The following is a 23,282-nucleotide window of genomic DNA, read 5'->3' on the forward strand; positions in this document are numbered from 1 at the left end:
GCCGAAAGCGGTCCGCTGCCTTGCATGGGAATGAAACCGAATGAATTTGACGGTGTTTGGAATTGGCTATGTCGGCCTCGTGCAGGCGGCGGTGCTTGCCGAAGTCGGGCACCATGTGGTGTGCGTAGACATCGACGCCGCCAAGGTCGAGCGGCTCAATCAAGGCCTGGTTCCCATCTTCGAACCCGGGCTGGAAAACCTCGTCAAGGAGAACCATGCCGCAGGCCGCATCAAGTTCACCACTGATGCCGCCGCCGCCGTCAGGCATGGCGAGATCCAGATGATCGCGGTCGGCACGCCGCCCGGCGAGGACGGTTCGGCCGACCTCAAATATGTGCTGGCCGTCGCCGAGACCATCGGCCGCGAGATGGACAAACCCAAGATCGTCGTTGGCAAGTCGACAGTGCCGGTCGGCACCTGCGAAAAGGTCAAGGCCAGGATCGCCGAAACGCTGAAGAAACGAGGCCGCGAGGACCTGACTTTCGACGTCGCTTCCAATCCGGAATTCCTCAAGGAAGGGTCCGCGGTCGCCGACTGCATGAAGCCGGACCGCATCATCGTCGGTACCGACAGCGAGGGCACCGAGGCGGTGATGCGCGAACTCTACGCGCCGTTCAACCGCAACCATGAGAAGATGATCGTGATGGATGTGCGCAGCGCCGAATTCACCAAATACGCCGCCAATTGCATGCTGGCGACCAAGATCAGCTTCATGAACGAGATGGCCAATCTGGCCGAGCAGCTCGGCGCCGACATCGAGGAGGTCCGCAAGGGCATCGGCAGCGACCCGCGCATCGGCTACCATTTCATCTATCCGGGTCTTGGTTATGGCGGCTCGTGCTTCCCGAAGGACGTGCGGGCGCTGATCAAGACCGCCGAAGGCGTTAAGTTCGACGCCAAGCTGCTGCGCGCCGTCGAGGAGCGCAACAACGCACAGAAATCGGTCCTCTTCGACAAGGTGGACCGCTATTTCAAGGGCAATCTCAAAGGCAGGACCTTTGCGCTGTGGGGCCTGGCCTTCAAGCCCAACACCGATGATATGCGCGAGGCGCCGGCGCGCACGCTGATGGAAGCGCTGTGGCAGGCCGGCGCCCGCGTGCAGGCCTATGATCCCGAGGCCATGCAGGAATGCCAGGCCATCTACGGGCTGCGTGACGACCTGCTTCTGTGCGGCACCAAGGAGGCGGCACTGCGCGGCGCCGATGCGCTGCTGATCGCCACCGAATGGAAGAGTTTTCGCGCGCCCTCCTTCGACGCGGTGAAGGACGCACTGACTACACCGGTCATCTTCGACGGCCGCAACCTCTATGACCCCAAGGTCATCGCCCGCCACGGCATCGAATATCATTCGATCGGCAGAATGGCGGCATGAGACCGGGCAGGGACGGACGGATGCAAGACCGGTCCGCAGATCGCCAACGGGCGCTGCGACTGAGCGCGTATTTCTGTGTGGAGTTGTAGCCGATGGTGCTGGACGTAAAGCCCGAGCAAATCACCAAGGATCATTTCGATCTCGTCGCGATCGGTTCCGGCTTCGGCTCGGCCTTCTTCCTGCATGAGTTCGCCAAGCGGCGAAAGGCACGCATTCTGGTGCTGGAGTGGGGGCGCCACAACACCCATGAATGGCAGCTCGAACAGAACGTCAACACCGACATCGAAGACGAGACGACCTACAAGACCAATTCCGACAAGCCGTGGAACTACACGATCGGACTGGGTGGCGGAACGAACTGCTGGTTTGCGCAGACGCCAAGGTTCCATCCCAACGACTTCAGGCTGAAAAGCACCTATGGCATCGGCAATGACTGGCCGATCAGCTATGACGACGTCGAGCCGTTCTACTGCGACGCCGAAGACATCATGTCGATCTCCGGCGACCCCGACATGGCGGCGATGCTGCCGCGCTCGAAGCCGTTTCCGCAACCGCCGCATCGCATGTCGACACCGGACCGGATGATGAAGGCGGCGCAGCCCGGCCAGCACTTCGTCATGCCCACCGCGCGCGCCCGCGTGCCGACCGCACAGCGCACCTCGTGCTGTGCCAATCTGCGCTGCTGGCTGTGCCCGGTCGACGCCAAATTCACCGTCAACAACGGGTTGATGCATGTCTTCGAGCATCCTGATGTTTCGGTCTGCCTCGGTGCGGAAGTGCGCCGGCTCGATCACGTCGGCGGCGCGGTCCGTTCGGTCACGTTCACGCATGCCGGCAAGGAATACCAGGTCAGCGGCGATCTCTTCATTCTCGGCGCCAACGCCATCCAGAGCGCGGCGATCATGCTGCGATCGGGCCTGGGCGGCGAATTCGTCGGCCGCGGCCTGCACGAATCCTACGGCTGGAACTTCGAGGTCTATCTCGACGGCGTCGACAATTTCGACGGCAGCACCATCACCACCGGCCTGAATTTCGGCCTCTATGACGGCCCGCACCGATCGGAGCACGCGGCGGCACTGGTCTATTTCGAGAACCGCTGGCAGCACGGAATGCGTGCCGAAAAGGGGCGGCTGCGCCAGGCGCTGCCGCTTGTCGTGGTCACCGAAAACCTGCTCGATCCCGAGAATTTCGTCACGCTTGACGAGGATGACAATGCCTTCGTCAGCTTCAAGGCGCCATCGGATTACGCGGTGAAGGGCATGGCTCGCGCGCTGGAGAAACTGCCGGGCCTTTTGGCTCCGCTGCCGGTCGAAAAGCTCTTCGACCGTGGCATCCGGCCGACCGAATCGCATGTCCAGGGCACGCTGAGGATGGGTACCGGTCCGGCCGATTCGGTGATCGACAGCGGCATGATCCACCACCAGCTCAGAAATCTGGTCGTCGTCGGCACCAGCACCTATCCGAGCTGCTCCTGCGCCAACCCGAGCCTGACCGCCGCAGCGCTGTCCTTGCGGGCGGCGGGCCGGATCGCGTGAAAGGAGGTATCGGATGATCGAAATTTCCAGACGCTCGGCCCTGGCCATCATGGCTGGCGGAGTGGTTTCGACAGGGGTCGCCTACGCCGCCGTTTCCTCATTCTCGGACGAGGACCTGGTGCGCGTCACGCTCGAAAAATACCTTGGCAGACTGAACATCCGCATCGAGCATCTGCAGCAGTTCGTGCTGGCGTTCCGCAACAGGAATCCGTGGAACTTTCCTAGCGAAAAACTAAGCGACGCCGTCACGCTGGTGGAGGAACTCAAATTGGGCGCCGCACGCCGCCTGCTACCCCAGCAGAAGCGGGAAGATCTGGTGCATTTCGACCGCTGGCTCATCGCCGAATTCCATATGTTGACGGACTATGCCTGGCGCAGTTCGCCCAACGATCCGATCCGGTTCACCGGCTGGCAATCCTGTACCAATCCCTTCGCGAATCTGGAGCCGCCGAAGCTTGCCTGACGTCGAAAGCGAGGCGGCGGACTTTGCCTGTTGCCTCTGAGCGAAGAATACGAGATGCGACAAGGAGCCCGATCCCATGAAAGTTCTTTTTGCAGGTGGCAACGGCTACCCACCCGAGTTCAGTGGCGGCGTTCAGTCGAGCACGCACCATCTGGCCGAACAGCTGATCGAACATGGGCATGAAGCCGCGGTGCTCGCCGCCCTGTTCGGCGATGGTGTCTTCGGCTTCAAGGCACGCGCCAAGATGAAGCTGTTGCGGCAGCCGGCGGTTGTCGACAGCTATCCCGGCTACCCGGTGGTGCGGGCCTGGTTTCCCTGGGAAGCGGCGAGCTTTGCCGTCGACAGGCTGAAGCCGGATGTGGCCGTGGTCCAGTGCCACAAATCGGTTCCGATCGGCAAGGCGCTGCAGGCCGAGGGCGTGCCTCTGGTCGTCTATCTCCGCAATGTCGAGTTCCACGAACTGGGCGGCGATCTGCGCGAATTGCATTCAGCGCTTTACATCGCCAATTCGGACTTCACCGCGCGTACCTACAGACAAGAGTTCGGCATCGAGGCGGCGGTGATCCCGCCAACCATCAATCCGGCGCATTACTCGACGCCGACCACGGGCCAGTTCGTCACACTGATCAATCCTTACGAGGAAAAGGGGTTTGAGCTTGCGGTGCGCATCGCCGGCGCCTGCCGCGAAATCCCGTTCCTGTTCGTCGAAAGCTGGAAGCTGGAGGAGGATCATCGGGTGCGGATCGAACAGACGATCGCGCCTTTGGGCAATGTCGTGCTGGAGAGCCGCACCAGCGACATGAAGACGGTCTATGGCCGCACGAAGATGCTGCTTGCTCCCAGCAAGTGGGAAGAGGCCTGGGGCCGCGTCGCGTCGGAGGCCCATTGCAGCGGAATCCCGGTTGTCGGCTCGCGGCGTGGCGGTCTGCCCGAGGCGATCGGCTCCGGTGGCGTGGTGCTCGACTACGATGCCCCGCTTGCCGACTGGGTCGCGGCCGTCAGGCGACTGTGGAACGACAACCAGGAATATGACCGGCTCTCAGGCCTCGCGCGCAGCTTCGCCGGGCGCCCGGAACTCGATCCCGATCGCCAGTTCATTACCTTCTTCTCGATACTCGACAGGGCGGTACAGCAGCGCGCGCGGCAAGCGGCGTAAGATGCTTGCTGACAGTCCGGATCAAGCCGGGCGTTTGACGCGACTTTTCAGCCTCTCGTAGCCGCGCGCGCCAAGCAGGGCGCGGGCAATGGTCTTGGCGGCGCTCTTGCGTCCCTCTTGCGACTTGATCTGCCGCAGCCTTGCCGGCAGGTTGCGGGCTGCCTGGCCAAGTGCCGGCAGCGACAGCGTGTCGGGAAAGCTGACCATATGCGTTTCGACGCACAGCACCGGCTTTCCGGACAGTTCGGTGATCCTCAGCGCCTGTTCGTGTTCGCTCTCGATGAACAGGATGGCATCGGATCTGCGATAGAAATCGGCCTTGAAACTGCCATGCGCGCCAAGCCGTTGCCGTTCGGCCTTGCTGGGCAGGTCGAGCATGATCAGCTGGTCGTATTTGATCTCGTGCTTGGCGAGCCATGCCTCGGTGAGCGCGCGGTATTTCTCCAGCCGGCTGGTGACCAGCCAGCCGATCTTGTGGGTCGCGACATGGAGCGGCCGGGCTTCGCTGAGGAATGTCTCGTAGGCCGGGCCGTCGTCGTTCTCCGCCTCCGTCGGGTCGAGGCACAGGACGCCGTCAATGTCGACGCAGCATTGCGCCAGGAATTTGTGATGCATGAAGTTCCACTGGAACATGCGCGGATGCGGCACGACCTCGAAGACGAGGTCGGTTTCCTGGTGCTGCGGCTCAAGGCCGAACACGGCGGCAAAGGTGAAATCCGCCTCGATGCCGGCAGCCCGGATGCGGGCGCGTGCGTCGCGCATGGCGTTGCCGCCGGAAACGCTGTCGTCGATCACCAGCACCTTGCGCATCTCGGAGACCTTGCGGTCCAGAGCGGCCCGGCGCTTGGTGATGCCAGACGTGTAGATTCGCCCCGTCAGGAAGCTGTCGAGATCGGTCATGGGGATGTTCGCCGACAGGCTCACCAGCGTCGCCGCCAATATGCCGCTTCTGGGCACGCCGACGACCAGGTCGATGTCGCGCGGCAGCCGGTGCAGGCCCCTGACGATAGCGTCGTTCATATCGGAGATCGATCGGTAGTGCATGGTTCAGACCTGGTCCTGTAGGGGATATCAGTAGCTGCCGAAGGCGCCTAAATTATTGCGCCTCGCGCGGTGTTGCCGCGGGCAGCCTTGCCGGCAGCATCTTGAGAGCCTCGCGCAAGGCTTCGCGGCCGGAGGCGAATGCCAGTGCGATGACGATGGTGATGAGGTAAGCGAGCACGGCGCCGCTGGCCAGGGCAATGACATGCTGCTGCGGCAGCAGCGGCTTGATGAACCAGATGGCGGCCAGCGCCAGATGGGCGCCAAGCACGAACGGCGTTGCCGCGCGAAGCACATGGTGCGCCTGCAGCGGTCCGCTCTTGCCGACATAGAGCCACAGGAACGGCGTCCGCAGATACTCGCTGATCGCATAGGCGATCGCCACGCCCAGCGCGCCATAGGGCAGGCCGAGCATGAAGGCCAGCACCGACGTCACGGCCGTGATGATGCCCCAGCGCATGAAGTCGCCGGAGCGGCCCTGGCTGACGAAAAGCCACCCCGCCGGGTTGTTGAGCGGCTGCAGCAGCCCGGCAAAGCCGAGCGCCAGGAAAATCGAGGCGCTTGCCCGCCATTGCTCGCCGAGCACGAAGGGGATCAGCACGTCCGACATTGCGGTGGCGAAGGCGACGCCGGGAAGCGCCACCAGCAGGATCAGCGGCATGACGCGCAGATAGGCGCTGCGGTAGCGATCCGGCTCGTCCTTAAGCCGGGAAAGCGCCGGAACCATCACCTTCGACAAGGGGTTGGTGATCTGGCTCAGCGGAAACAGAAGCAGCTTGTAGGCGCGGTCATAGAGGCCGAGCTGCGCCTCGCCCCAGTATTTGCCGATCAGCACATTGTCGAGGTTGCGGGCAAAGAAATTGGCGAAGTTGAAGCCGGTGATGCCGGCGCCGAAATTGATCAGCTCGCTGATACCGGCAACCTTGCGCGGCAGGCCTGGACGCCAGCGTGAACTTGCCCAATAGCAGAGCGTCGGCAGTACGGCGCCGGTCAGCGTGCCGGCAAACAGCGCCCAGTAGGAGCGGTCGATGAAGGTCCAGGCGATCGAAACAGTGAGCCCGGCGATGGCACTGGCGACGTCGATGACGGCCAGCCGGCCGAACTGCATGCGGCGCGTCAAAAGCGCCAGATGCTGGGCGCCAAGCCCATAGGCCATGATCTGCAGCCCGAACGCCGCCACCAGACCAGTCACGCGCGGCTCGCCATAGAAGGCGGCGACCAGCGGCGTGGCACCCGCAAGCACGCAAGCCAGGATCGCACTGACGGCGACATTGATCCAGAAGAGGTAGTTCACCTCCTCATGCCGGATGCCGCTTTTCTGGATCGTCGCCTGGGTCAGGCCGAAATCCTGGAACAGTGCAATGAAGGCCAGCACCGGCGCACACATCGCCACGACACCGAAATCCTGTGGCGACAACAGCCGCGACAGCACGATGACGGACAGGATCTGCGTCGCGACCCGCACCGATTGCGCCATGGCCGTGACAACCGCGCCGCGTCCAACCGATTTGCGCAAGGAGCCTTCTGGCGGATCGAATGCATTGGCTTCCAAATTCAGGATTCCTGATTTTCTACGAGGATTTCCGAGCTCGAAAATCCACGACCGCCGCCGACCACAAACTAAGGCAATAATTTTGCAGTGCAACAGAAAACGTCGATCGATGCAGCAAAAATGTTGCGATGCAGCAAGAGCTGTACTAGCATTCCCATGGGCGGGCCAACAGCGGTCGAGTTTTTATGCTGCATGTCTTGTACCTTGTGCACGACGTTTCCGACCCGGCCGTGCGCCGGCGGATCACGATGCTCAGGGCAGGTGGAGCCCAGGTCACCTTGGCCGGCTTCCGTCGCACCACGAATCCGATTGCGGATGTCGAGGGATTGCGGCCGCTCGACCTCGGCGCGACGCGTGACGGGCGATTCGGCCAACGCCTCGCGGCGGTCGCCAAGGCGGCTCTATCGATCGGCTCGAAGCTTGGCGGCGTGCCGAGGCCCGATCTCATCATCGCGCGCAACCTGGAAATGCTGGCGCTTGCCCGCCGCGCCAGATCGGCCTTCGGTGCGTCGGTTCCGATCGTTTACGAGTGCCTCGACATTCATCGCCTCGTGCTTCGCAACGATGTCCTGGGCAAGGCGCTGCGCGCCACCGAACGGTTTCTGGCCAGGGACGTGAAGCTGCTGGTGACCAGTTCGCCTGCCTTCATCGCCAATTACTTCAAGCCGTTCGGCCAGGTCGCGGCACCCATCGAGCTGGTCGAGAACAAGTATTTCGAGGCCGCGGCGATCTTGCCCGGCGCCTCCGAGAGGGTAGAGAGTCCGGTCGGCCCGCCATGGCGGATCGGCTGGTTTGGCGCTTTGCGCTGCCGCCGTTCGCTCGAACTGCTGGCCGATTTCTCCCGCCGCATGGATGGACGCTTCGAGATCGTGCTGCGCGGCCGTCCGGCCCTGTCCGAATTCCCGGATTTCCATGGCTTCGTCGAAGCCGAGCCATGGCTGTCGTTTCGCGGGCCATACCGCAATCCGGAAGACATGGCGGCGATCTACAACGACGTCCATTTTTCCTGGGCGATCGACTTTTTCGAAGCGGGGCAGAACTCCGAATGGCTTTTGCCAAACCGGCTCTATGAGGGCTGCCGTTTCGGTGCGGTGCCGATCTCGATGGGCAACACCGAGACCGGGCGATTCCTCAAACAGCAGGATATCGGCGTGCTCTTGCCCGATGCGTCACCCGAGGCGCTCGAAGCCGCACTCGGCAAGATGGAGGAGCATCGCTTTGACAGGCTGAAGGGGCGTGTTCTGGCCCGCAACCCGAGGACCTGGAGCTACGATCGCAGCGATTGCCGGGCGCTTGTCGAGCGGCTGCGCAGCCTGACCGCCATGCCCGGCTCCTTTGCCGCCGAGGCATTGGCATAGGATGGCCAGAGATGGACAGAGGCAGATGACGCAGACTGAAAAACCCTCATCCAGCCTGATCGTTATTCCGTGCCTGAACGAAGCCGCCCATATCGGCGCGTTGCTCGATCAATTGCGACCCGCGGCCGCTCGGCTTGGCGCCAGGATCATTGTCGCCGATGGCGGCAGCACCGACGGCACGCTGGCCATCGTCGAGGACATAGCAGGCATGGATCCGCGCGTTATCCTGCTTCACAACGAGCGGCGCATCCAGAGCGCGGCGATCAACCTCGCCGTCGGCACGTTTGGCGAGGGTGCCGACTATCTCATCCGCATCGATGCGCATGGCGGCTATCCCGACGACTATTGCGACCGGCTGGTCGAGGAGGCGTTGGCCACCGGGGCGGATTCGGTTGTCGTTTCGATGCTGACCAGCGGCAGCGGCACCGTGCAGAAGGCGGCCGCCGCGGCACAGAATTCCAAGCTCGGCACCGGCGGCTCGAAGCATCGGCACCTTTCGGCGGGAGAGTGGATCGACCACGGCCACCATGCGCTGATGCGGATATCGGCCTTCGGTTCTGTCGGCGGCTATGACGAGACGTTCAGCCACAACGAAGACGCCGAGCTCGATTACCGCCTCCGCCAGGCTGGCTACAAGATCTGGATGAGTGGCAAGACGCAGATGGTCTACTATCCGCGCGCCTCGCTCAGCGGCCTCTACTTTCAGTATCTCGGCTATGGCCGCGGCCGCGCCAAGAATGTGCTGAAGCACCGCGTCATCCCGAAGGTCCGGCAGATGGTGCCGCTGCTGGTGTTTCCGGTCGTGTTGCTGGCGGCCTTCTCCTTCGTGCACTGGCTGGCGGCGGTGCCGCTGCTGCTATGGGCGTCGGTGTGCCTGGGCTATGGCCTATGGACGGCCATCGGCCAGCGCAATGCCGACATCGCGCTTGCCGGTGTCTCGGCGATGGTGATGCATCTTGGCTGGTCGGTCGGCTTCTGGCTGCAGCTTCTCGGCCTCGGGTCGCGGCGCGGGGTGGCGTGATGACGGCGCAGGCCAAGAACCTCAGCATCGACATCGGCGTCTGCACGTTCCGCCGGCCGGAACTGGCCGACACGCTGCGCTCGCTCGACGCCATGGAGATGCCGGCGGGATTCGATGTCCGCATCATCGTAGCCGACAATGACGACACGCCAACCGCCCGCGACCTGGTGACGGCGCTGTCGCAGGAATTGACGGTGCCGATCCGCTATCAGCATGCCCCGGCGCGCAACATCTCGATCGCCCGCAACGCCTGCCTCGACGCCAGCATTGCGGATTTCGTCGCCTTCATCGACGACGACGAGACGGCCACACCCTCATGGCTCGCCGAGCTGGTCGCGATGGCTGAAGCGAGCGGTGCAGCCGCCGTGCTCGGCCCGGTCAGGGCGCGCTATCGCCCGGATGCGCCGGACTGGATGCGGCGCGGCGATTTCCATTCGACCTTGCCCGTCTGGGTGCGCGGCGAGATCCAGACCGGCTACACCTGCAACGTTCTGCTGCGGATGGGATCGGACAGCCTGCGCGGCCGCCGCTTCAGCCTGGCGCGCGGCCAGACCGGCGGCGAGGACACCGAATTCTTCGACCAGATGTACAAAGCGGGCGGCCGCATCGCCTTTTCGCCCGAGGCCTGGGTCGACGAGGTGGTGCCGCGCTCAAGGGCGGCATTCGACTGGCTCGGCCGCCGCCGCTTCCGCGTCGGACAGACGCATGGCCATCTTCTGGGCAGTAGCGCCAGCGGCATCGGCCTGGTCAAGCAGGTCGGCCTGGCGTCGGCAAAGGCCATTTATTGCTTCGCCTCGGCACTTCCGGTCGTCATCAGTCCGGTTCGCAGGAACCGAAGCGTGCTGCGCGGCATTATGCATGTCGGTGTCGTCAGCGGCCTCGTCGGCATCCGCGAAATCCGCCTTTACGGCCAGCCTTCGCCACAGGAAGGAGGCAAGCGTGCAGCCTGACGTCTCCTTTGTCCCCGATGTTTCCTTTGTCTCCGATGTTTCCTTTGTGCCCGATGTTTCATTTGTGATTGCCGCCTACAACGCCGAGGCGACCCTCGACCGGGCGATCGCCAGCGCCATCGCCCAGAAAGGTGTCAGCGTCGAAATTATCGTCGTCGACGACAAGTCGCGCGACGCGACGCTGGATGTGGCGCGGGCCTATCCGCAGGATATCGTCCGCGTCGTTGCCCTGGCCAGCAATCGCGGCCCCGGCGGCGCCAGGAATGCCGGCCTCGACGTCGCCCGCGGCAGGTGGATCGCGGTTCTCGATTCCGACGACGCGGTCTTTCCCGACCGGCTCGCCAAGATGATCGCGCGCGCCGAAACGGCCGGTGCCCAGATCGCCATCGACAATCTGCAGGTCATACGCGAGGACGGCGTCGTCGAGGACGCGATGTTTCCGCGGCACTATCTGGAAGGCTTGCGCGAAATTTCCCTGGCCACCTACATCGCCGGCAACGTCGTTTTCGAATCGAAGTTCAATCTCGGCTACCTCAAGCCGATCTTCCAGCGCGAATTCCTGAACGAGAACCGGCTTCGCTATGACGAGAAGTTGAGGATCGGCGAAGACTACATCTTGTTTGCCTGCGCCCTGGCCAAGGGCGGCAAATGCGTGGTCGAACCTGATATCGGCTATGCCTACCATATCCGCAGCGGCTCCATCTCGCGCGTGCTCGAGCTTCACCATGTCGAAGCGATGCGCAGGGCGGATGCGGTGTTCGCTCAAACCCATCGGATGGATGAGGCAGCCCAAGCGGCGTTCGCACGGCGCGGCCGCAGCCTGCGCAAGGCCGCTTCGTTCCTGTCGATGGTTCAGCACATCAAGGCGCGGTCCCCGCTCAAGGCGATCCGGACGGCGCTCAGCGACCCGGCGGCGGTCAGGCATATGGGCATGCCGATCGCCGTGCGGTTGCGAAGAATGGCGGCACAGTTTGCCGTTGGGGTGGGGAGGTGAAGATGCAGGCACATGAAGGGATTTTTCGTGGCCTGTGAATGGACTGAAGTCGATCTCCTCAGAAGGAATTTGCGATGAAGAAAATCAGGAAGGCCGTGATACCGGTGGCGGGGCTTGGAACACGGTTCCTGCCGGCGACCAAGTCGATGCCGAAGGAAATGCTTCCCGTAGTCGACAGGCCTGTCGTGCAATATGCGGTGGACGAGGCCTTCGAGGCGGGCATCGAGCACATCGTGTTCGTGACCGGTCGCAACAAGGCGGTGATCGAGGACTATTTCGACCTCCATCCGGAACTTATCGGAACACTGGAGCAGACCGGCAAGAAGGCCCAATTGCAGTCGCTGGAAAGCCTTTTGCCGGTGGCCGGCGCCACCAGCTTCATCCGCCAGCAATCGCCGCAAGGCCTCGGCCATGCCGTCTGGTGCGCCCGCGAGGTTATCGGCAACGAGCCCTTCGCCTTGCTGCTGCCGGACATGGTGTCCTTCGGCGGGCGCGGATGCCTCGCCGAAACCGTCGACCTTTATGAGCGCACTGGCGGCAACGTCATCGCCGTCGAGCGCTGCGACCCGACCGAGACCAACAAATACGGCATCGTTGGCCGTGGTGCCGATGTCGGCGGCGGCTTCGAGGTGACAGCCATGGTCGAAAAGCCGGCGCCGGCCAATGCACCGTCGAACTTCTACATCAACGGCCGCTACATATTGCAGCCCGAGATCTTCGCGCTTCTGGGCAATCAGCAGCGCGGCGCCGGCAACGAAATCCAGCTGACTGACGCCATGGTCCGTCTGTCGACGGATCAGCCGTTCTTCGCCCAGCCTTTCAAGGGCCGTATGTTCGACTGCGGTTCCAAGGAAGGCTTCATCCAGGCCAACATCGCCTTCGCGCTGGCGCGCGACGACATGAAGGGCCCGGTTTTCGAGATGCTTCAGGAGTTCGTCCGGTCGCATGAACGCCAGGAAGAAGCCGCATAATGCCCATTTTTCGGGAGCATTGTCGGATGGCTGGCGAAGAGGGGCCGGCAGGCCCTCGGCGTCTGGCACGACGCTTGCGTTGCTTCTGGCGATGCTCCCGATCTTCGAGGCGGCTGCAAGCCAAAGCATGATCCCGGAAAGTGGGTCCGGGTTTCCGGAAAAAGATCATGTTAAAACAGTGAGATAGAGCCCATTGCGATCGATCGGAATGGGACCGGCTCTAGAATTGGACCGAAGATGAATTATGCCAACTTTCCTCTCGACAAGAGGATGCCATTGCCGAATTCGGACGCAGGAGACGGTGAAGACTTCATCGATATCGAGCGACTGCTTGGCATGGCCGCACGGCAGGCCAAGGTGGTTGCCGTGTGTGCTGTCATCGGTGTCTTTCTGGGTCTGCTCTATCTGCAGACAACGCCGCCCAAATATCAGTCGGTCGCGAGCGTGCTGATCGACGAAGGCTTGAACAAGATCGTCGATGATATTTCGGCGGCGTCGACAACCATGCAGACCGATTCCGCCATCCTGAGCCAGATCGAGATCCTGACCTCGACACGGCTTGCCGCCGTGGTCGTCGACAAGCTCAAGCTCGACCAGAACGATACGTTCATGAATCCGCCCGTATCGGCTCTGGCGAAGGGCGTCGGCATGGTCCGCAGCGTGATCCAGTATGTCCGCCCCAGCCCTTCCATGCCGGGGGGGGCCGACTTCAGCAAGCTCGACCCGGCCGCCCGTGACGCGCTGATCGCCACATCGCGTCGCGACTACGCAATCCTCAAGCTGCAGAACGAGATCCAGGCTGAGCGCACCGGCCGAAGCTATGTCATCGCACTCGGCTACCAGGCCACGGATCCGGCCTTGGCAAACGCCATCACCAAGGCTTATGCCGACGCCTATCTCGCCGATCAGCTCGACGCCAGCTTCGATGCCACCGAGCGGGCTGCGGTCTGGCTGCAGGGCCGGTTGACGGAATTGCGCCAGAGTTCCCAGGCAGCTTCGCTCGCGGTCGAGAAATTCAGGGCCGAGCACGGGCTCGCCGCCAACAGCGATGGCCAGCTGATGAGCGACAAGCAGCTTTCCGATCTCAACGCCCAGCTCATCGTGGCGCAGGCCGACACCGCACGCGCCAGCGCCCGCTACCAGCAGTACAAGGCGATCGTCGACAGCGGCTCCGACAATGCCTTCAAGGATGCCGCCATATCGAGCGACCAGCCGACCGGCTCGGTCATCGCGGCGCTCAAGACCCGCTACCTGACGGTGGCCAAGCGGCTGCAGGACGTTGAGGCGAATTTCGGCCCCGAGCATCCGCAGGCGGTGGCGCTCGCCAAGGAGAAGGCCGACATATCGACGCAGATTTTCGGCGAGCTGAAGCAGCTGACCGAAAGCTATCGCAACGAATATGAAGTGGCGCTGGCGCGCGAGACCGCGCTCAGGGCCAATGTCGCGGCCGCACAAGGCAAGAGTTCCGTCGACAACCAGACGCGAGTCAAGCTGCGTGAACTCGATCAGCAGGCGACGGCGCTCACCACGCTCTATCAGACATTCCTCGGCCGCTACGAGGAAGCCGCGCAGCAGCAATCCTTCCCGGTCGGCAAGATCCGCATCATCTCGGACGCTTCGATGCCGCTTACCGCGTCAAGCCCGCGCACCATTATCGTGCTCGGACTTTCGCTGGTTCTCGGCATGCTGATGGGCGCCGGCTTCGGCGGTCTGAACGAGTTCAACGAACGGTTCTTCAGGACCGGCGAGGATGTGCGCGACCGTGTCGGCCTGAAATTCCTCGGCTATCTGCCGACGATCGGCGGCAAGCTCGGCAAGGAAGAAAAGCCGGGCGAGACCCAACTGGATACCAAGACCGCCAGATCGCTGTCTTCAGCCGAAAAACGGGCGCGCATGCGGGTCAGCATCGATTCGCCTGCCTCGATGTTCTCCGAAACGCTGCGCAGCGCCAAGATCGCTTTCGACGTCGTCATGGAAGGGCAAGGCAGCCGCGTCATCGGCATCATCTCGGCGCTTCCCGGCGAGGGCAAGTCGACGGTCGCGGCAAATCTGGCCGGCTTGCTTGCCGCCAACGGCGCCAAGACGCTGCTGATCGACGCCGACCTGCGCAACCCCGGCCTCAGCCGCGGCCTCGGCATGGAAGCCGAGCAGGGCTTGATGGAAGCGGTGGTCAATGGCCAGACCTGGCAGGCCGTCGGCAAGATTGACCGGCAGACGAAGCTGGCGATCATCCCGGCGGTGTTGCGCGGTCACTTCTCGCATACCAGCGAACTTCTCTCCTCGGCCGGCATGCGGCGCTTCATCGAAAACGCCAAGGAGACGTTCGAATACATCGTCGTCGATCTGCCGCCGCTCGGACCGGTGGTCGACGCCAAGGCCTTCGCGCCGCTGGTCGACGGTTTTGTGCTGGTCACCGAATGGGGACGCACCCCCCGCGCGATGGTCAGGTCGATGTTGGAATCAGAACCCTATGTCGCCAACAAGATCGTCGGCGCGGTGCTGAACAAGGTCGATCTGAAGAAGCTGGCCAAATACGGGTCGTTCGGCGGCTCGGAAAAGTTCTTCGACAAATATTCGAGCTACTATCTGGAAAAGTCGGAAGTGCGCGGCAAGGCGCCGGTCTGAGATCGGCTGTTGCCCAAGCAGGTCCTTCGAAAACGCATCGCGTTGAGACGGGGTCGACCGCTCTGGATGAACGGCGGTGTCGAGCCGGGGCCTGGGTGGTGGATCAGTTTGAAATCTGACCGGGTTTCGCTGCCAACGTGATCGGGTCGGTTTCGATGAGCCGAAGTGACCGCACCATATGCGCCGTTTGCGTCTTGTATTTGAGAAAATGCGGTGTGGTCAGATGGGCTTCGTAGGCCGCCTGATCAGCGTAGCATTCGATCACGCGCACCTTTTCAGGTGCGCCTTTTTCCGACACGGCATGAAGGAAAAGCACGCCCGGCTCGATTCGCACGGAGGCCTCGATCTCTTCGGCAAGCAGGGTTTTATAGCTGTCGATCTGGTCAGGATCGATTTCCAGTTCCGCCATCCTGACAATCAGCATCAATCGGTCTCTTGCTTTTTGTACCGGCCACGAACCATCGGCGTCCTTTCCGGCTGAATTTCAAACTGCCACGATCCAGGCCTCGGAATCCTGCGGCTGGACAGTACGGCTCCTGCGCAAACTGGGCACCGAAGTGCCCACTGATTAACCCCCATTTGGTCAAGAAGGTCGGCGACTACGCGGCCTTGAGCCGATAGCGGAAAACGGTGTGGTCGAGCAGCAGCCGGATGCGTGGCTCGGCCTCGGTCGCCACCAGCCAGCTTGCCGCGATCATCGTCGCGCCGACGACCACCATTGAGACGAGATGCGGCAGCCCGGCGCGGACGAGGACGCCGAGCAGGGCCGCGCCGACGACATCGTGAAGCAGGTAGAGCGGATAGGTCATCAGTCCGATCCGGCGCCAGCCGCTCCAGGACAGGTCGAGCCGCAGCGACCACGCCATCAGCGCGATGGCGGCGAGGAAGATGAGGATTGGCGGCGCGAATGGCATCTCTCGTCCGACCTTCAGGATATGAACGTCGACCGAACTGGCGATCTGCAGCACGCCGCCGCTCAGGAACAGGGCGCAGAAGGCAAGGCGCGCGGCTGTCACCGCCTTGAAGCGCATCAGCCACAGCATGACGCCGGTCGCGAAGAAAACGCCGTGATGCACCAGAAGCAGGGCGAGCGTGCGTGTTTCGGCAAGATCGGCCCAGTCGAGCGGGTAGTACAGGCACCAGAACAGCGTGCTGACCAGGCCGATGGCGATGGCCACCATTTCCATCTGATGGAAGCGGCCAAGTCTAAGCAGGATCCAGACGATGGCATAGAAGGCGATCTCGATGCCCAGTGTCCAGTAGACGCTGTCCACCCAAGGCGCGTAGGGGGCGAACAGGCCGGTGCGGACGAGCCTGACGACGGCATCCGTCGGCCAGCTGAGACCGACGATCAAAAGGACGACCGCGGTGACCGGTGCACAGATCCACACCGCCGGCGCCAGCCGTTTCACCCTTGCTTCGAAAAACCGCAAGGGCGTCGACCTTTCGGCGCTGAAGGCGATGACGAAGCCGCTGATGACGAAGAAGATCTGGACGCCGACCCAGCCGGATTCGACCCAGGCGCCTATTGCCGGTTGCGGGGGAACGCCGCCCGTGGCGCGCGCCGAAACACCGTCCGGATACGCCCACACCCAGAAGCCATAGTGGTAGACCATGACCATGACGGCGGCGAGAAAGCGCAGGATGTCGACGCCACCAAATGTAATTTTCTGCTGAGCCATACCGTGCCGCTGGGATGGCCCCCCGCCACGGACTTTAGGGCACATTGCTGCGTTGCACAATAAAGGATTGGGTGCCATTCGCCAAACATGCCGGCGCAAGACATGCATAACCAGGCGAGCAAGAAAACTCAGGCAGCGGTAATCAGGCGGAAGCATCGCTTAGATGAAAGATCGACCCCCACTCCGTCGAGCTTCGCTCGACACTCTCCCTCGATCGACGAGGGAGAGGAAAGGCGCGAGCTTTAGCAAGGTTGGCTCCTTTCCTCTCCCTCCGGAGGGGGGAGAGGTGGCGCTGCGAAGCAGCGACGGAGTGGGGGAAGCCGCTCTTCAATCGCGCCGCCACCGCAAGACAGCCACAACCCGGCGAGCAAGAAAACTCAGGCAAGCGGTAAAGGCGGAAGCAGTGCTTCGATGAAAGGTCGACCCCCACTCCGTCGAGCTTCGCTCGACACCTCTCCCCGATCGACGGGGGAGAGGAAGGGCGCTGCCATACGCGATTGGCCGCCGCTAAACCCCGATTCCACGCTCCTTCAGCGCCATGGTAATCTCATCAAGGATCACCGGGTCGTCGATCGTCGCCGGCATCGCCCATTCTTCCTTGTCGGCGATCTTCTGCATGGTGCCGCGCAGGATCTTGCCCGAACGCGTCTTTGGCAGGCGCTTGATCGTCACCACCGTCTTGAAGGCGGCGACCGGGCCGATGCGTTCGCGCACCAGGCCGACCACTTCGTTCTCGATCAGGCCGATATCGCGCGTCACACCCGCATTCAGCACCACGAAGCCAAGTGGAACCTGCCCCTTCATGGCGTCGGCAATGCCGATGACCGCGCATTCGGCGACATCGGGATGGGCTGAAAGCACCTCCTCCATGGCGCCGGTCGACAGCCGGTGGCCGGCGACATTGATGATGTCGTCGGTGCGGGCCATGACGTAGAGATAGCCATCCTCGTCGACCATGCCGGCATCCGCCGTCTTGTAGAAGCCGGGGAACTCATCGAGATAGGCTTGGCGGAAGCGCGCGTCGGCGTTCCACAGCGTCGGCAGGCAGCCTGCCGGCAGCGGCAGCTTGACCACCACATTGCCCAGCGTGCCGCGCTTCACCTCGTGGCCGGCATCGTCGAGCACGCGGATGTCGTAGCCGGGCATCGGCACGCCGGGCGAGCCGTATTTCACCGGCAGCAGGCCAAGGCCGGCGGGATTGATGGTCATCGGCGAGCCGGTCTCGGTCTGCCACCAATGGTCGACCACCGGCACATCAAGCTTCTGCTCCGCCCATTTGATGGTTTCCGGATCGGCACGCTCGCCGGCGAGGAACAGCGTGCGGAATTTCGAGAGGTCGTATTTCGCAATGAATTCGCCTTGCGGGTCCTGCCCCTTGATCGCGCGGAACGCGGTCGGCGCGGTGAATAGGGCGACGACGCCATGCTCCGCTATCACCCGCCAGTAGGTGCCGGCGTCGGGCGTGCCGACAGGCTTGCCTTCGAACAGGATGCTGGTGCAGCCATGCAGCAGCGGCCCGTAGACGATGTAGGAATGGCCGACCACCCAGCCGACATCGGAGGCGGCCCAGAACACCTCGCCCGGCTTGACGCCGAACTCGTTTTCCATCGTCCATTTCAGCGCAACCATGTGGCCGCCATTGTCGCGCACGATGCCCTTGGGCTGACCGGTCGTGCCCGATGTGTAGATGATGTAGAGCGGATCGGTGGCCAGCACCGGCACGCAATCGACATTGGCGCCCGCTGCCCGCTCGCGGGCGACGGCGTCGGCGTAGTCGATGTCGAAATGCTCCTTCAGTTCGCAGCGCAACTGGTCGCGTTGCAGAATCAGGCAAGCGTCCGGCTTGTGGCGGGAGATCTCGATCGCCTTGTCGAGCAGCGGCTTGTAGGCGACGACGCGGCCCGGCTCGAGGCCGCAGGATGCGGAAATGATCAGCTTCGGCCTGGCGTCGTCGATGCGGGTGGCAAGCTCATGCGAGGCAAAGCCGCCGAAAACCACCGAATGCACCGCGCCGATGCGGGCGCAGGCCAGCATGGCGATGGCCGCCTCTGCCACCATCGGCATGTAGATGATGACGCGGTCGCCCTTGCGAATGCCGCGATTCTTTAGCACCGAGGTGAGTGCAACCACCTCGCGCTTGAGTTCGGCATAGGTGAATTTCTTGACCGTTCCGGTGATGGCGCTGTCATGGATCAGCGCGATCTGGTCGGCGCGCCCGCTGGCGACGTGGCGGTCGATGGCATTGTAGCAGGTGTTGCAGGTGGCGCCGGTAAACCAGCGTCCATAGACCCCAGCCGTGGCATCGAACACCTTGTCCCAGGGCGAATACCAGTCGATGGCGCCCGCCGCGTCCGCCCAGAATTGTTCCGGGTCGCGTTTCCAGCCGTCATAGACCTCGTGATAGCGTGAAGCCATCCGTACCCTCCCCAGGAATGATTTTCTTCCCTCCAGATAGCGCGCTCTAACCTTGGCCGCAAATGCACGCCATTGTACGGCTGATATCGACCTGGCGCTTGGGGGCAAGCAGCTATGAAATTGCGATACGGGATTGGAGTGGGGATGTTTGCTGCTGTGCGGATCATCGGGCGCTTTGCGCTCCCATTGGTCATGGGTGTCGTGCTCGCGATCTCCGCTGGAACCGCTCAGGCTGGCGATGCCGCGGCACGGCGTATCATCGGCTTTTCGCCCGATGGTGCTTATTTCGCCTTCGAGCAATATGGAACGCTCGACGCCGGCGCCTCGGATTCCGGCTGGTCGCAGATCGACATCATCGACACACGCACCGATGAATTTGTCGGCGGCAAGCCGATCCTCGTCGTCGACAACTCGGAGGAGGCGACGCTGACGCTGGAGCAGGCGAGAGCCCAGGCCGCCGCGCAGGCGGCGCCCGTTCTTGCCAGATATGCCATCGCATCACAGGGCGAGCAGACGGCGTCCGACAAGTTCACCTTTCCGGGTGAAATGGTTGCCTACAACGACATCTCCCGCCTCGAACAGGTGTCGCAGAAATGGCTGTCGCCGCTCTATGACGAAACAGGCATTTCGACCATCCAACTCGACGAGATCCTGGCAGCCAGCACGAGTGATTGTTCGGCGAGTTTCGATGCGACGCAGCAGGGCGACACATCTGGCAAGGCGCTCGGCTTCCGGCTGACGCTGCAAGGGCAGGACGGCAAGCCGTTCAAGATCCTGCACGAGGACAAGGCCGTGCCGGGCTCAAGAAACTGCCCGACCTCCTACAGCCTGTCGGAATCCTACGAATTCATCCCGGCCGGCAAGCCGGCGGTGATCGTCGTGCTGCTGCAGCGTTTCAGCCAGGGTTTTGAAGGGCGCGACCGCCGCTTCCTTGCGGTGACCGGTCAGCTACGCTGACAAGACCAAGGCCGAAAGCTGCGCGTATCGATGATTGTCGATTGTTCTAGATCGGCAGGGCCACAAGCATGAGGCCAATGCCGCTAGCGATCAAAATAGCTGTCGCCAGTGCTTTTCTATGACGTTCGAAGCTCGTCGGAGCCCGTTCCCAATTGTAACGCATACGCTATCTCCCCAAGACCCAAGCGGGTTTTACCTTACTCTAGGGAAGAAAAGCAACGGCCGAGCCGACCGGTTCAGTTGCTTGTCTCCTCGCGTTGACGACTATTTCTGGGACGATTCCGGCTGGGAACAGGCAGCTGATGCGATTTCGCCGCCGGGACGAGGATCTGCGGAAGGCAAAGCCGAACGAGCCCGCCCGCAGGTCTCCCATGATCGGCTGATAGACAGCGTTCCCTCGCCGCGCTATCTGAATTCCGGGTTTTTGCATGGCTTGGTGGGGTTGGTGATGGAAATTGCCTCTAAAACGGTTCTGCGGCTGGCGGAAGACGCTTCTGTCCAGCATGTCGGCGATGGTGCCGTCGTGCTTTTGGCGCGCAGCGGCCAGCTCTACACATGCAACGGCACGACCGAAGCCTTTCTCGACAAGGTGGACGGCGTGCGCAACCTAGACCAGATCGTCGACCTGCTTTGCGAGGAGTTCGAGGTCGACAAGGGAACGCTCGATCAGGATATGGCGGCACTGGCCACGGATCTGGTCTCGGAAGGTATCCTCGCCGCGCCAGGTGCTTGATGGCGGACGGTCCTCTCCTGCGCGCCTTGTTTCGCTGCCATCTCTGGGCAGATGCGCGGCTGATGCCGGTCCTGGTCGCCAACCGCAGCTTCGAGGACGTGCTCAAATGGGCGCCGCTCGCCTCGTCGACGCCCTATCGAGGCCTGCCGTCCGCCTACATCGTCGCCGCTGTCAATCGCACCGTCCGACATCCCTGGCTGATGCGCGACCGCAGGTGCCTGAGAGAAGGGCTGCTCGGTCATCGTTTCTTGCGCCTTGCCGGCTTCGATCCGGACCTGCGCTTCGGCGTTGATCCCCAGTCGATGCAGGCGCCACGCATGTCGGCGCATTGCTGGGTCTGCCTCGACGGCAGGCCGGTGATCAGCGACAGCCTTCCCGGCATGGTCGAGATCTACCGTCACCATGCCGATGCCGCAAAGGTGCGTCCCGCTTGACCAGACCTTCAGCGTGTTATGGCCTCAACGGCCAAATCCTCGGCATATCAGCCGAGCGCCCCGGGCTGTGGCAGGATTTCGAACGGATGCTGGGCAGTCTGCGCATCGCCGATCCCGTCGAGCCGGACTTTCGCCTTGATATCACCGAGACGGCAGCCCTGGACGAGGCAGCCAACGGATCGCTCGTCTTCGATGGCGAAATACCGTTGGATGGCCACTGCCGGATGATTGAGAATGGCGGCACCGTCCATCTCGTCTTTCCCGAACGCCTCACTGTCTCGATCAAGAGTGACGAAGGTTGGGCCGAAATCCGGGTTCGCCCCGACACGAAAGTCACCTGGACGGCCTGGATGCTGGTGCTGGATGCTGCGCTCGACGCTGGCGTTCAGCATATGCTGCACACAGCCGGTCTGACGCTGCCGGACCATGACGCGGTGGTGCTGATCCATGCCCCGAGCGGCACCGGCAAGACCACGACATCTCTGGCGCTGGCGACACAAGGCTTTGGGCTCTGCTCCGACGACGCCATGATCCTGAATGTCGCTTCGGGCAAGGTCGTTGCCTGGGGCTTGCCGCGCGCCGTCAAGATCCATCGGAAGACTGCCGAGATGATCCCGCAGGTGGCGCCATGCCTTGGCCAGACATGGGATTGCAACGGCGAACAGCCTGTCTCGCTCGAACGGCTGAGTGGGATCGTGCGGGTCGAAAACGCGACCGCCCGGCCGGTGGCGGCCCTTCTGCACCTGGCTCGTTCCGCCGACGGCCAGACCCGGCTCGTCGCCATGGCCGGGACCGACGCAATGGTGGCGCTGGCAGTTGACAATGTCCGCACGGGCATGACCGGGCTGCTGCCGATGCAGAAGCGCCGGCTGGCGACGATCGGCGGGCTGGTCAATGCGGTGCCGACCTTCCGGCTGGAGGTGGGCGCGCGCCCACCCGACGCGGCGGCGCTGATCAGCGCCGCCCTGGCAACGCGGGATTGACGGCTACTTCAAGTGGCGTATGGCCTGGCCTTGGCCAATCTCTGGATCCACCGGAAGGCGTCGCGGCGCAGGCGCGAACCGAGCCTGTCCCTGGAATTGACGCCGAGCAGCGTATTCGTGGTGATCAACCGTCTGGCCAGCCGTATCGAGAGATCGGGCTTGATGCGGCCGGCGAGTTCAAGCGCGCGGCTCTCCTCGAACAATTGGCCGGTCACATTGAGCACAACAGCCAGTTCGAGCTCGATGCCGGTCATCCGGGCAGCGTCGAACAGGCGAGCTTCCGAGTCCGCCGACTGCAACGCCCGAACCCCTTGCAGCACGTCGACGCAAAGCTGCAATCGGTGGAATTTATGGCCGCCGGCGGCATGCACGATGGCGATCGTCAAAAGGGCTGCCGGCGTGTCTGTCGCTTCGCCGTCGATGGTGAGTAATTCCTGAAAACCCAGCGACAGGCGCCGCCGCATGCCGGTGTCATGCACCAGATCGCCATGCAGTTCGACCAGCAGGCTCGAATTCTCTTTTTCGAGCCATTTGAACTCCTGCAGCTGGTAGGATTCAGCTTCGTTGCTGCCAAGCTCGAAGCCGCATGCCGCGATCACCCGGTTTGCCCGGGCTAGGTTGGCGGGTTCGACCAGGATGTCGATGTCGGTGAACGGCCTATCTGAAATGTTGCGGTAGAGCTTTCGCGCGAAGACCGGTCCCTTGAAGATCCGCGCCGGAACATTGTCCGCCGCCAGTCCCTTCATGATGCGGTCGCCATGGTACTGCAGCAGCATCGACTGCCCGGTGGCGATCGTCGCCTTCTGGCGCAGGTCGTCCAGTCTGTCCCGCAGCCCCTGATCCGGTGGCAGCCGCGCGTCCCCGCTGAGTTTGCGCAGCATGATCGGCAGCACGCCATGGAACTCTGCATTGTCGAGCAGCGCCGTCAGCGTCTTTGCCGGCAAAACTTCGCCACCTGCCGCAGCCTCGGGATCGGCGAAGCGCAGCAGCAGCTTTTCTTCGGCAGGCGTAAGCGGTGGCAGCATCAACCCAGCCGGCGT

Annotated in this window: 20 protein-coding genes; 14 read left to right on the forward strand and 6 right to left on the reverse strand. The window is 62.9% G+C overall.

Going from position 1 to position 23,282, the window contains the following annotated elements; translation table 11 throughout:
* Positions 1–40 precede the first annotated feature (40 nt).
* The 4 genes from ACFOJ9_RS36525 to ACFOJ9_RS36540 all read left to right on the forward strand — a co-directional run bounded on the left by ACFOJ9_RS36525 (position 41) and on the right by ACFOJ9_RS36540 (position 4,526).
* Positions 41–1,372 carry a UDP-glucose dehydrogenase family protein gene (locus ACFOJ9_RS36525; protein WP_378986680.1) on the forward strand — a complete coding sequence of 444 codons (1,332 nt, stop codon included), beginning with the start codon at positions 41–43 and terminating at the stop codon, positions 1,370–1,372.
* 92 nt (positions 1,373–1,464) lie between these two features.
* Complete coding sequence (locus ACFOJ9_RS36530) at positions 1,465–2,907, forward strand: GMC oxidoreductase (RefSeq protein WP_378986682.1); 1,443 nt, start codon at positions 1,465–1,467, stop codon at positions 2,905–2,907.
* Positions 2,908–2,920: 13 nt separating this feature from the next.
* Positions 2,921–3,370, forward strand: a complete 450-nt coding sequence (locus tag ACFOJ9_RS36535) for a hypothetical protein (protein ID WP_378986684.1) — start codon at positions 2,921–2,923, stop codon at positions 3,368–3,370.
* Between the two features lie 76 nt (positions 3,371–3,446).
* Positions 3,447–4,526, forward strand: coding sequence for a glycosyltransferase (locus tag ACFOJ9_RS36540; protein WP_378986686.1), 1,080 nt, complete (start codon positions 3,447–3,449; stop codon positions 4,524–4,526).
* 21 nt (positions 4,527–4,547) lie between these two features.
* Here ACFOJ9_RS36540 and ACFOJ9_RS36545 read toward each other — a convergent pair whose 3' ends face one another.
* Positions 4,548–5,570 carry a phosphoribosyltransferase gene (locus tag ACFOJ9_RS36545; protein ID WP_378986688.1) on the reverse strand — a complete coding sequence of 341 codons (1,023 nt, stop codon included), beginning with the start codon at positions 5,568–5,570 and terminating at the stop codon, positions 4,548–4,550.
* A 52-nt stretch (positions 5,571–5,622) separates the two neighbouring features.
* Positions 5,623–7,119 (reverse strand): lipopolysaccharide biosynthesis protein, encoded by a 1,497-nt coding sequence (locus ACFOJ9_RS36550; protein ID WP_378986690.1) that lies wholly within the window; start codon positions 7,117–7,119, stop codon positions 5,623–5,625.
* A gap of 185 nt (positions 7,120–7,304) precedes the next feature.
* Here ACFOJ9_RS36550 and ACFOJ9_RS36555 point away from each other — a divergent pair, with 185 nt between their 5' ends.
* From ACFOJ9_RS36555 to ACFOJ9_RS36580, 6 genes are all read left to right on the forward strand, one after another.
* Positions 7,305–8,477, forward strand: coding sequence for a glycosyltransferase (locus tag ACFOJ9_RS36555; RefSeq protein ID WP_378986692.1), 1,173 nt, complete (start codon positions 7,305–7,307; stop codon positions 8,475–8,477).
* Positions 8,478–8,502: 25 nt separating this feature from the next.
* Positions 8,503–9,498, forward strand: coding sequence for a glycosyltransferase family 2 protein (locus ACFOJ9_RS36560; RefSeq protein ID WP_378986694.1), 996 nt, complete (start codon positions 8,503–8,505; stop codon positions 9,496–9,498).
* On the forward strand, positions 9,498–10,448 hold the full coding sequence (locus ACFOJ9_RS36565) for a glycosyltransferase (RefSeq protein WP_378986696.1): 951 nt from the start codon (positions 9,498–9,500) through the stop codon (positions 10,446–10,448). Before ACFOJ9_RS36560 ends, ACFOJ9_RS36565 begins: the two co-directional genes overlap by 1 nt.
* On the forward strand, positions 10,438–11,442 hold the full coding sequence (locus ACFOJ9_RS36570) for a glycosyltransferase family 2 protein (protein WP_378986698.1): 1,005 nt from the start codon (positions 10,438–10,440) through the stop codon (positions 11,440–11,442). The genes ACFOJ9_RS36565 and ACFOJ9_RS36570 overlap by 11 nt, the downstream gene beginning before the upstream one ends.
* A 74-nt stretch (positions 11,443–11,516) precedes the next feature.
* Entirely contained in the window at positions 11,517–12,413 is an 897-nt protein-coding gene (locus tag ACFOJ9_RS36575) for a UTP--glucose-1-phosphate uridylyltransferase (protein ID WP_378986700.1), read from the forward strand.
* A gap of 237 nt (positions 12,414–12,650) precedes the next feature.
* Positions 12,651–15,038, forward strand: coding sequence for a polysaccharide biosynthesis tyrosine autokinase (locus ACFOJ9_RS36580; protein ID WP_378986702.1), 2,388 nt, complete (start codon positions 12,651–12,653; stop codon positions 15,036–15,038).
* Between the two features lie 103 nt (positions 15,039–15,141).
* On the opposite strand, the gene ACFOJ9_RS36585 is transcribed toward ACFOJ9_RS36580, so the two are convergent.
* The 3 genes from ACFOJ9_RS36585 to ACFOJ9_RS36595 all read right to left on the reverse strand — a co-directional run bounded on the left by ACFOJ9_RS36585 (position 15,142) and on the right by ACFOJ9_RS36595 (position 19,135).
* Positions 15,142–15,462, reverse strand: a complete 321-nt coding sequence (locus ACFOJ9_RS36585) for a putative quinol monooxygenase (RefSeq protein ID WP_378986704.1) — start codon at positions 15,460–15,462, stop codon at positions 15,142–15,144.
* 175 nt (positions 15,463–15,637) lie between these two features.
* The gene (locus tag ACFOJ9_RS36590; protein ID WP_378986706.1) at positions 15,638–16,720 is read right to left on the reverse strand and encodes an acyltransferase family protein; all 1,083 of its coding nucleotides are present in this window, start codon (positions 16,718–16,720) and stop codon (positions 15,638–15,640) included.
* A gap of 507 nt (positions 16,721–17,227) precedes the next feature.
* Positions 17,228–19,135: a propionyl-CoA synthetase gene (locus tag ACFOJ9_RS36595; protein WP_378986708.1), complete on the reverse strand. Its 1,908-nt coding sequence runs from the start codon at positions 19,133–19,135 to the stop codon at positions 17,228–17,230.
* 144 nt (positions 19,136–19,279) lie between these two features.
* On the opposite strand from ACFOJ9_RS36595, the gene ACFOJ9_RS36600 reads away from it, so the two are divergent.
* From ACFOJ9_RS36600 to ACFOJ9_RS36615, 4 genes are all read left to right on the forward strand, one after another.
* Complete coding sequence (locus tag ACFOJ9_RS36600) at positions 19,280–20,092, forward strand: DUF2259 domain-containing protein (protein ID WP_378986710.1); 813 nt, start codon at positions 19,280–19,282, stop codon at positions 20,090–20,092.
* 118 nt (positions 20,093–20,210) lie between these two features.
* Entirely contained in the window at positions 20,211–20,825 is a 615-nt protein-coding gene (locus tag ACFOJ9_RS36605; protein ID WP_378986712.1) for a PqqD family protein, read from the forward strand.
* Entirely contained in the window at positions 20,825–21,259 is a 435-nt protein-coding gene (locus ACFOJ9_RS36610; RefSeq protein WP_378986714.1) for a lasso peptide biosynthesis B2 protein, read from the forward strand. The genes ACFOJ9_RS36605 and ACFOJ9_RS36610 overlap by 1 nt, the downstream gene beginning before the upstream one ends.
* Complete coding sequence (locus ACFOJ9_RS36615; RefSeq protein ID WP_378986716.1) at positions 21,256–22,242, forward strand: serine kinase; 987 nt, start codon at positions 21,256–21,258, stop codon at positions 22,240–22,242. Before ACFOJ9_RS36610 ends, ACFOJ9_RS36615 begins: the two co-directional genes overlap by 4 nt.
* Positions 22,243–22,250: 8 nt before the next feature.
* Here ACFOJ9_RS36615 and ACFOJ9_RS36620 read toward each other — a convergent pair whose 3' ends face one another.
* Positions 22,251–23,267: a nucleotidyltransferase family protein gene (locus ACFOJ9_RS36620; RefSeq protein WP_378986718.1), complete on the reverse strand. Its 1,017-nt coding sequence runs from the start codon at positions 23,265–23,267 to the stop codon at positions 22,251–22,253.
* Positions 23,268–23,282 lie beyond the last annotated feature (15 nt).

This window comes from Mesorhizobium cantuariense (genome assembly GCF_042647205.1).
GTDB classification, from domain to species: Bacteria; Pseudomonadota; Alphaproteobacteria; order Rhizobiales; family Rhizobiaceae; genus Mesorhizobium; species Mesorhizobium cantuariense.

Bases quoted from the DNA above. Each gene is read 5' to 3' on its own strand.
- ACFOJ9_RS36525 (WP_378986680.1), top strand. From the start codon at position 41: ATGAATTTGACGGTGTTTGGAATTGGCTATGTCGGCCTCGTGCAGGCG.
- ACFOJ9_RS36530 (WP_378986682.1), top strand. From the start codon at position 1,465: ATGGTGCTGGACGTAAAGCCCGAGCAAATCACCAAGGATCATTTCGAT.
- ACFOJ9_RS36535 (WP_378986684.1), top strand. From the start codon at position 2,921: ATGATCGAAATTTCCAGACGCTCGGCCCTGGCCATCATGGCTGGCGGA.
- ACFOJ9_RS36540 (WP_378986686.1), top strand. From the start codon at position 3,447: ATGAAAGTTCTTTTTGCAGGTGGCAACGGCTACCCACCCGAGTTCAGT.
- ACFOJ9_RS36545 (WP_378986688.1), bottom strand. From the start codon at position 5,570: ATGCACTACCGATCGATCTCCGATATGAACGACGCTATCGTCAGGGGC.
- ACFOJ9_RS36555 (WP_378986692.1), top strand. From the start codon at position 7,305: ATGCTGCATGTCTTGTACCTTGTGCACGACGTTTCCGACCCGGCCGTG.
- ACFOJ9_RS36560 (WP_378986694.1), top strand. From the start codon at position 8,503: ATGACGCAGACTGAAAAACCCTCATCCAGCCTGATCGTTATTCCGTGC.
- ACFOJ9_RS36565 (WP_378986696.1), top strand. From the start codon at position 9,498: ATGACGGCGCAGGCCAAGAACCTCAGCATCGACATCGGCGTCTGCACG.
- ACFOJ9_RS36575 (WP_378986700.1), top strand. From the start codon at position 11,517: ATGAAGAAAATCAGGAAGGCCGTGATACCGGTGGCGGGGCTTGGAACA.
- ACFOJ9_RS36580 (WP_378986702.1), top strand. From the start codon at position 12,651: ATGAATTATGCCAACTTTCCTCTCGACAAGAGGATGCCATTGCCGAAT.
- ACFOJ9_RS36585 (WP_378986704.1), bottom strand. From the start codon at position 15,462: ATGCTGATTGTCAGGATGGCGGAACTGGAAATCGATCCTGACCAGATC.
- ACFOJ9_RS36590 (WP_378986706.1), bottom strand. From the start codon at position 16,720: ATGGCTCAGCAGAAAATTACATTTGGTGGCGTCGACATCCTGCGCTTT.
- ACFOJ9_RS36595 (WP_378986708.1), bottom strand. From the start codon at position 19,135: ATGGCTTCACGCTATCACGAGGTCTATGACGGCTGGAAACGCGACCCG.
- ACFOJ9_RS36600 (WP_378986710.1), top strand. From the start codon at position 19,280: ATGTTTGCTGCTGTGCGGATCATCGGGCGCTTTGCGCTCCCATTGGTC.
- ACFOJ9_RS36605 (WP_378986712.1), top strand. From the start codon at position 20,211: ATGACGTTCGAAGCTCGTCGGAGCCCGTTCCCAATTGTAACGCATACG.
- ACFOJ9_RS36610 (WP_378986714.1), top strand. From the start codon at position 20,825: ATGGCGGACGGTCCTCTCCTGCGCGCCTTGTTTCGCTGCCATCTCTGG.
- ACFOJ9_RS36620 (WP_378986718.1), bottom strand. From the start codon at position 23,267: ATGCTGCCACCGCTTACGCCTGCCGAAGAAAAGCTGCTGCTGCGCTTC.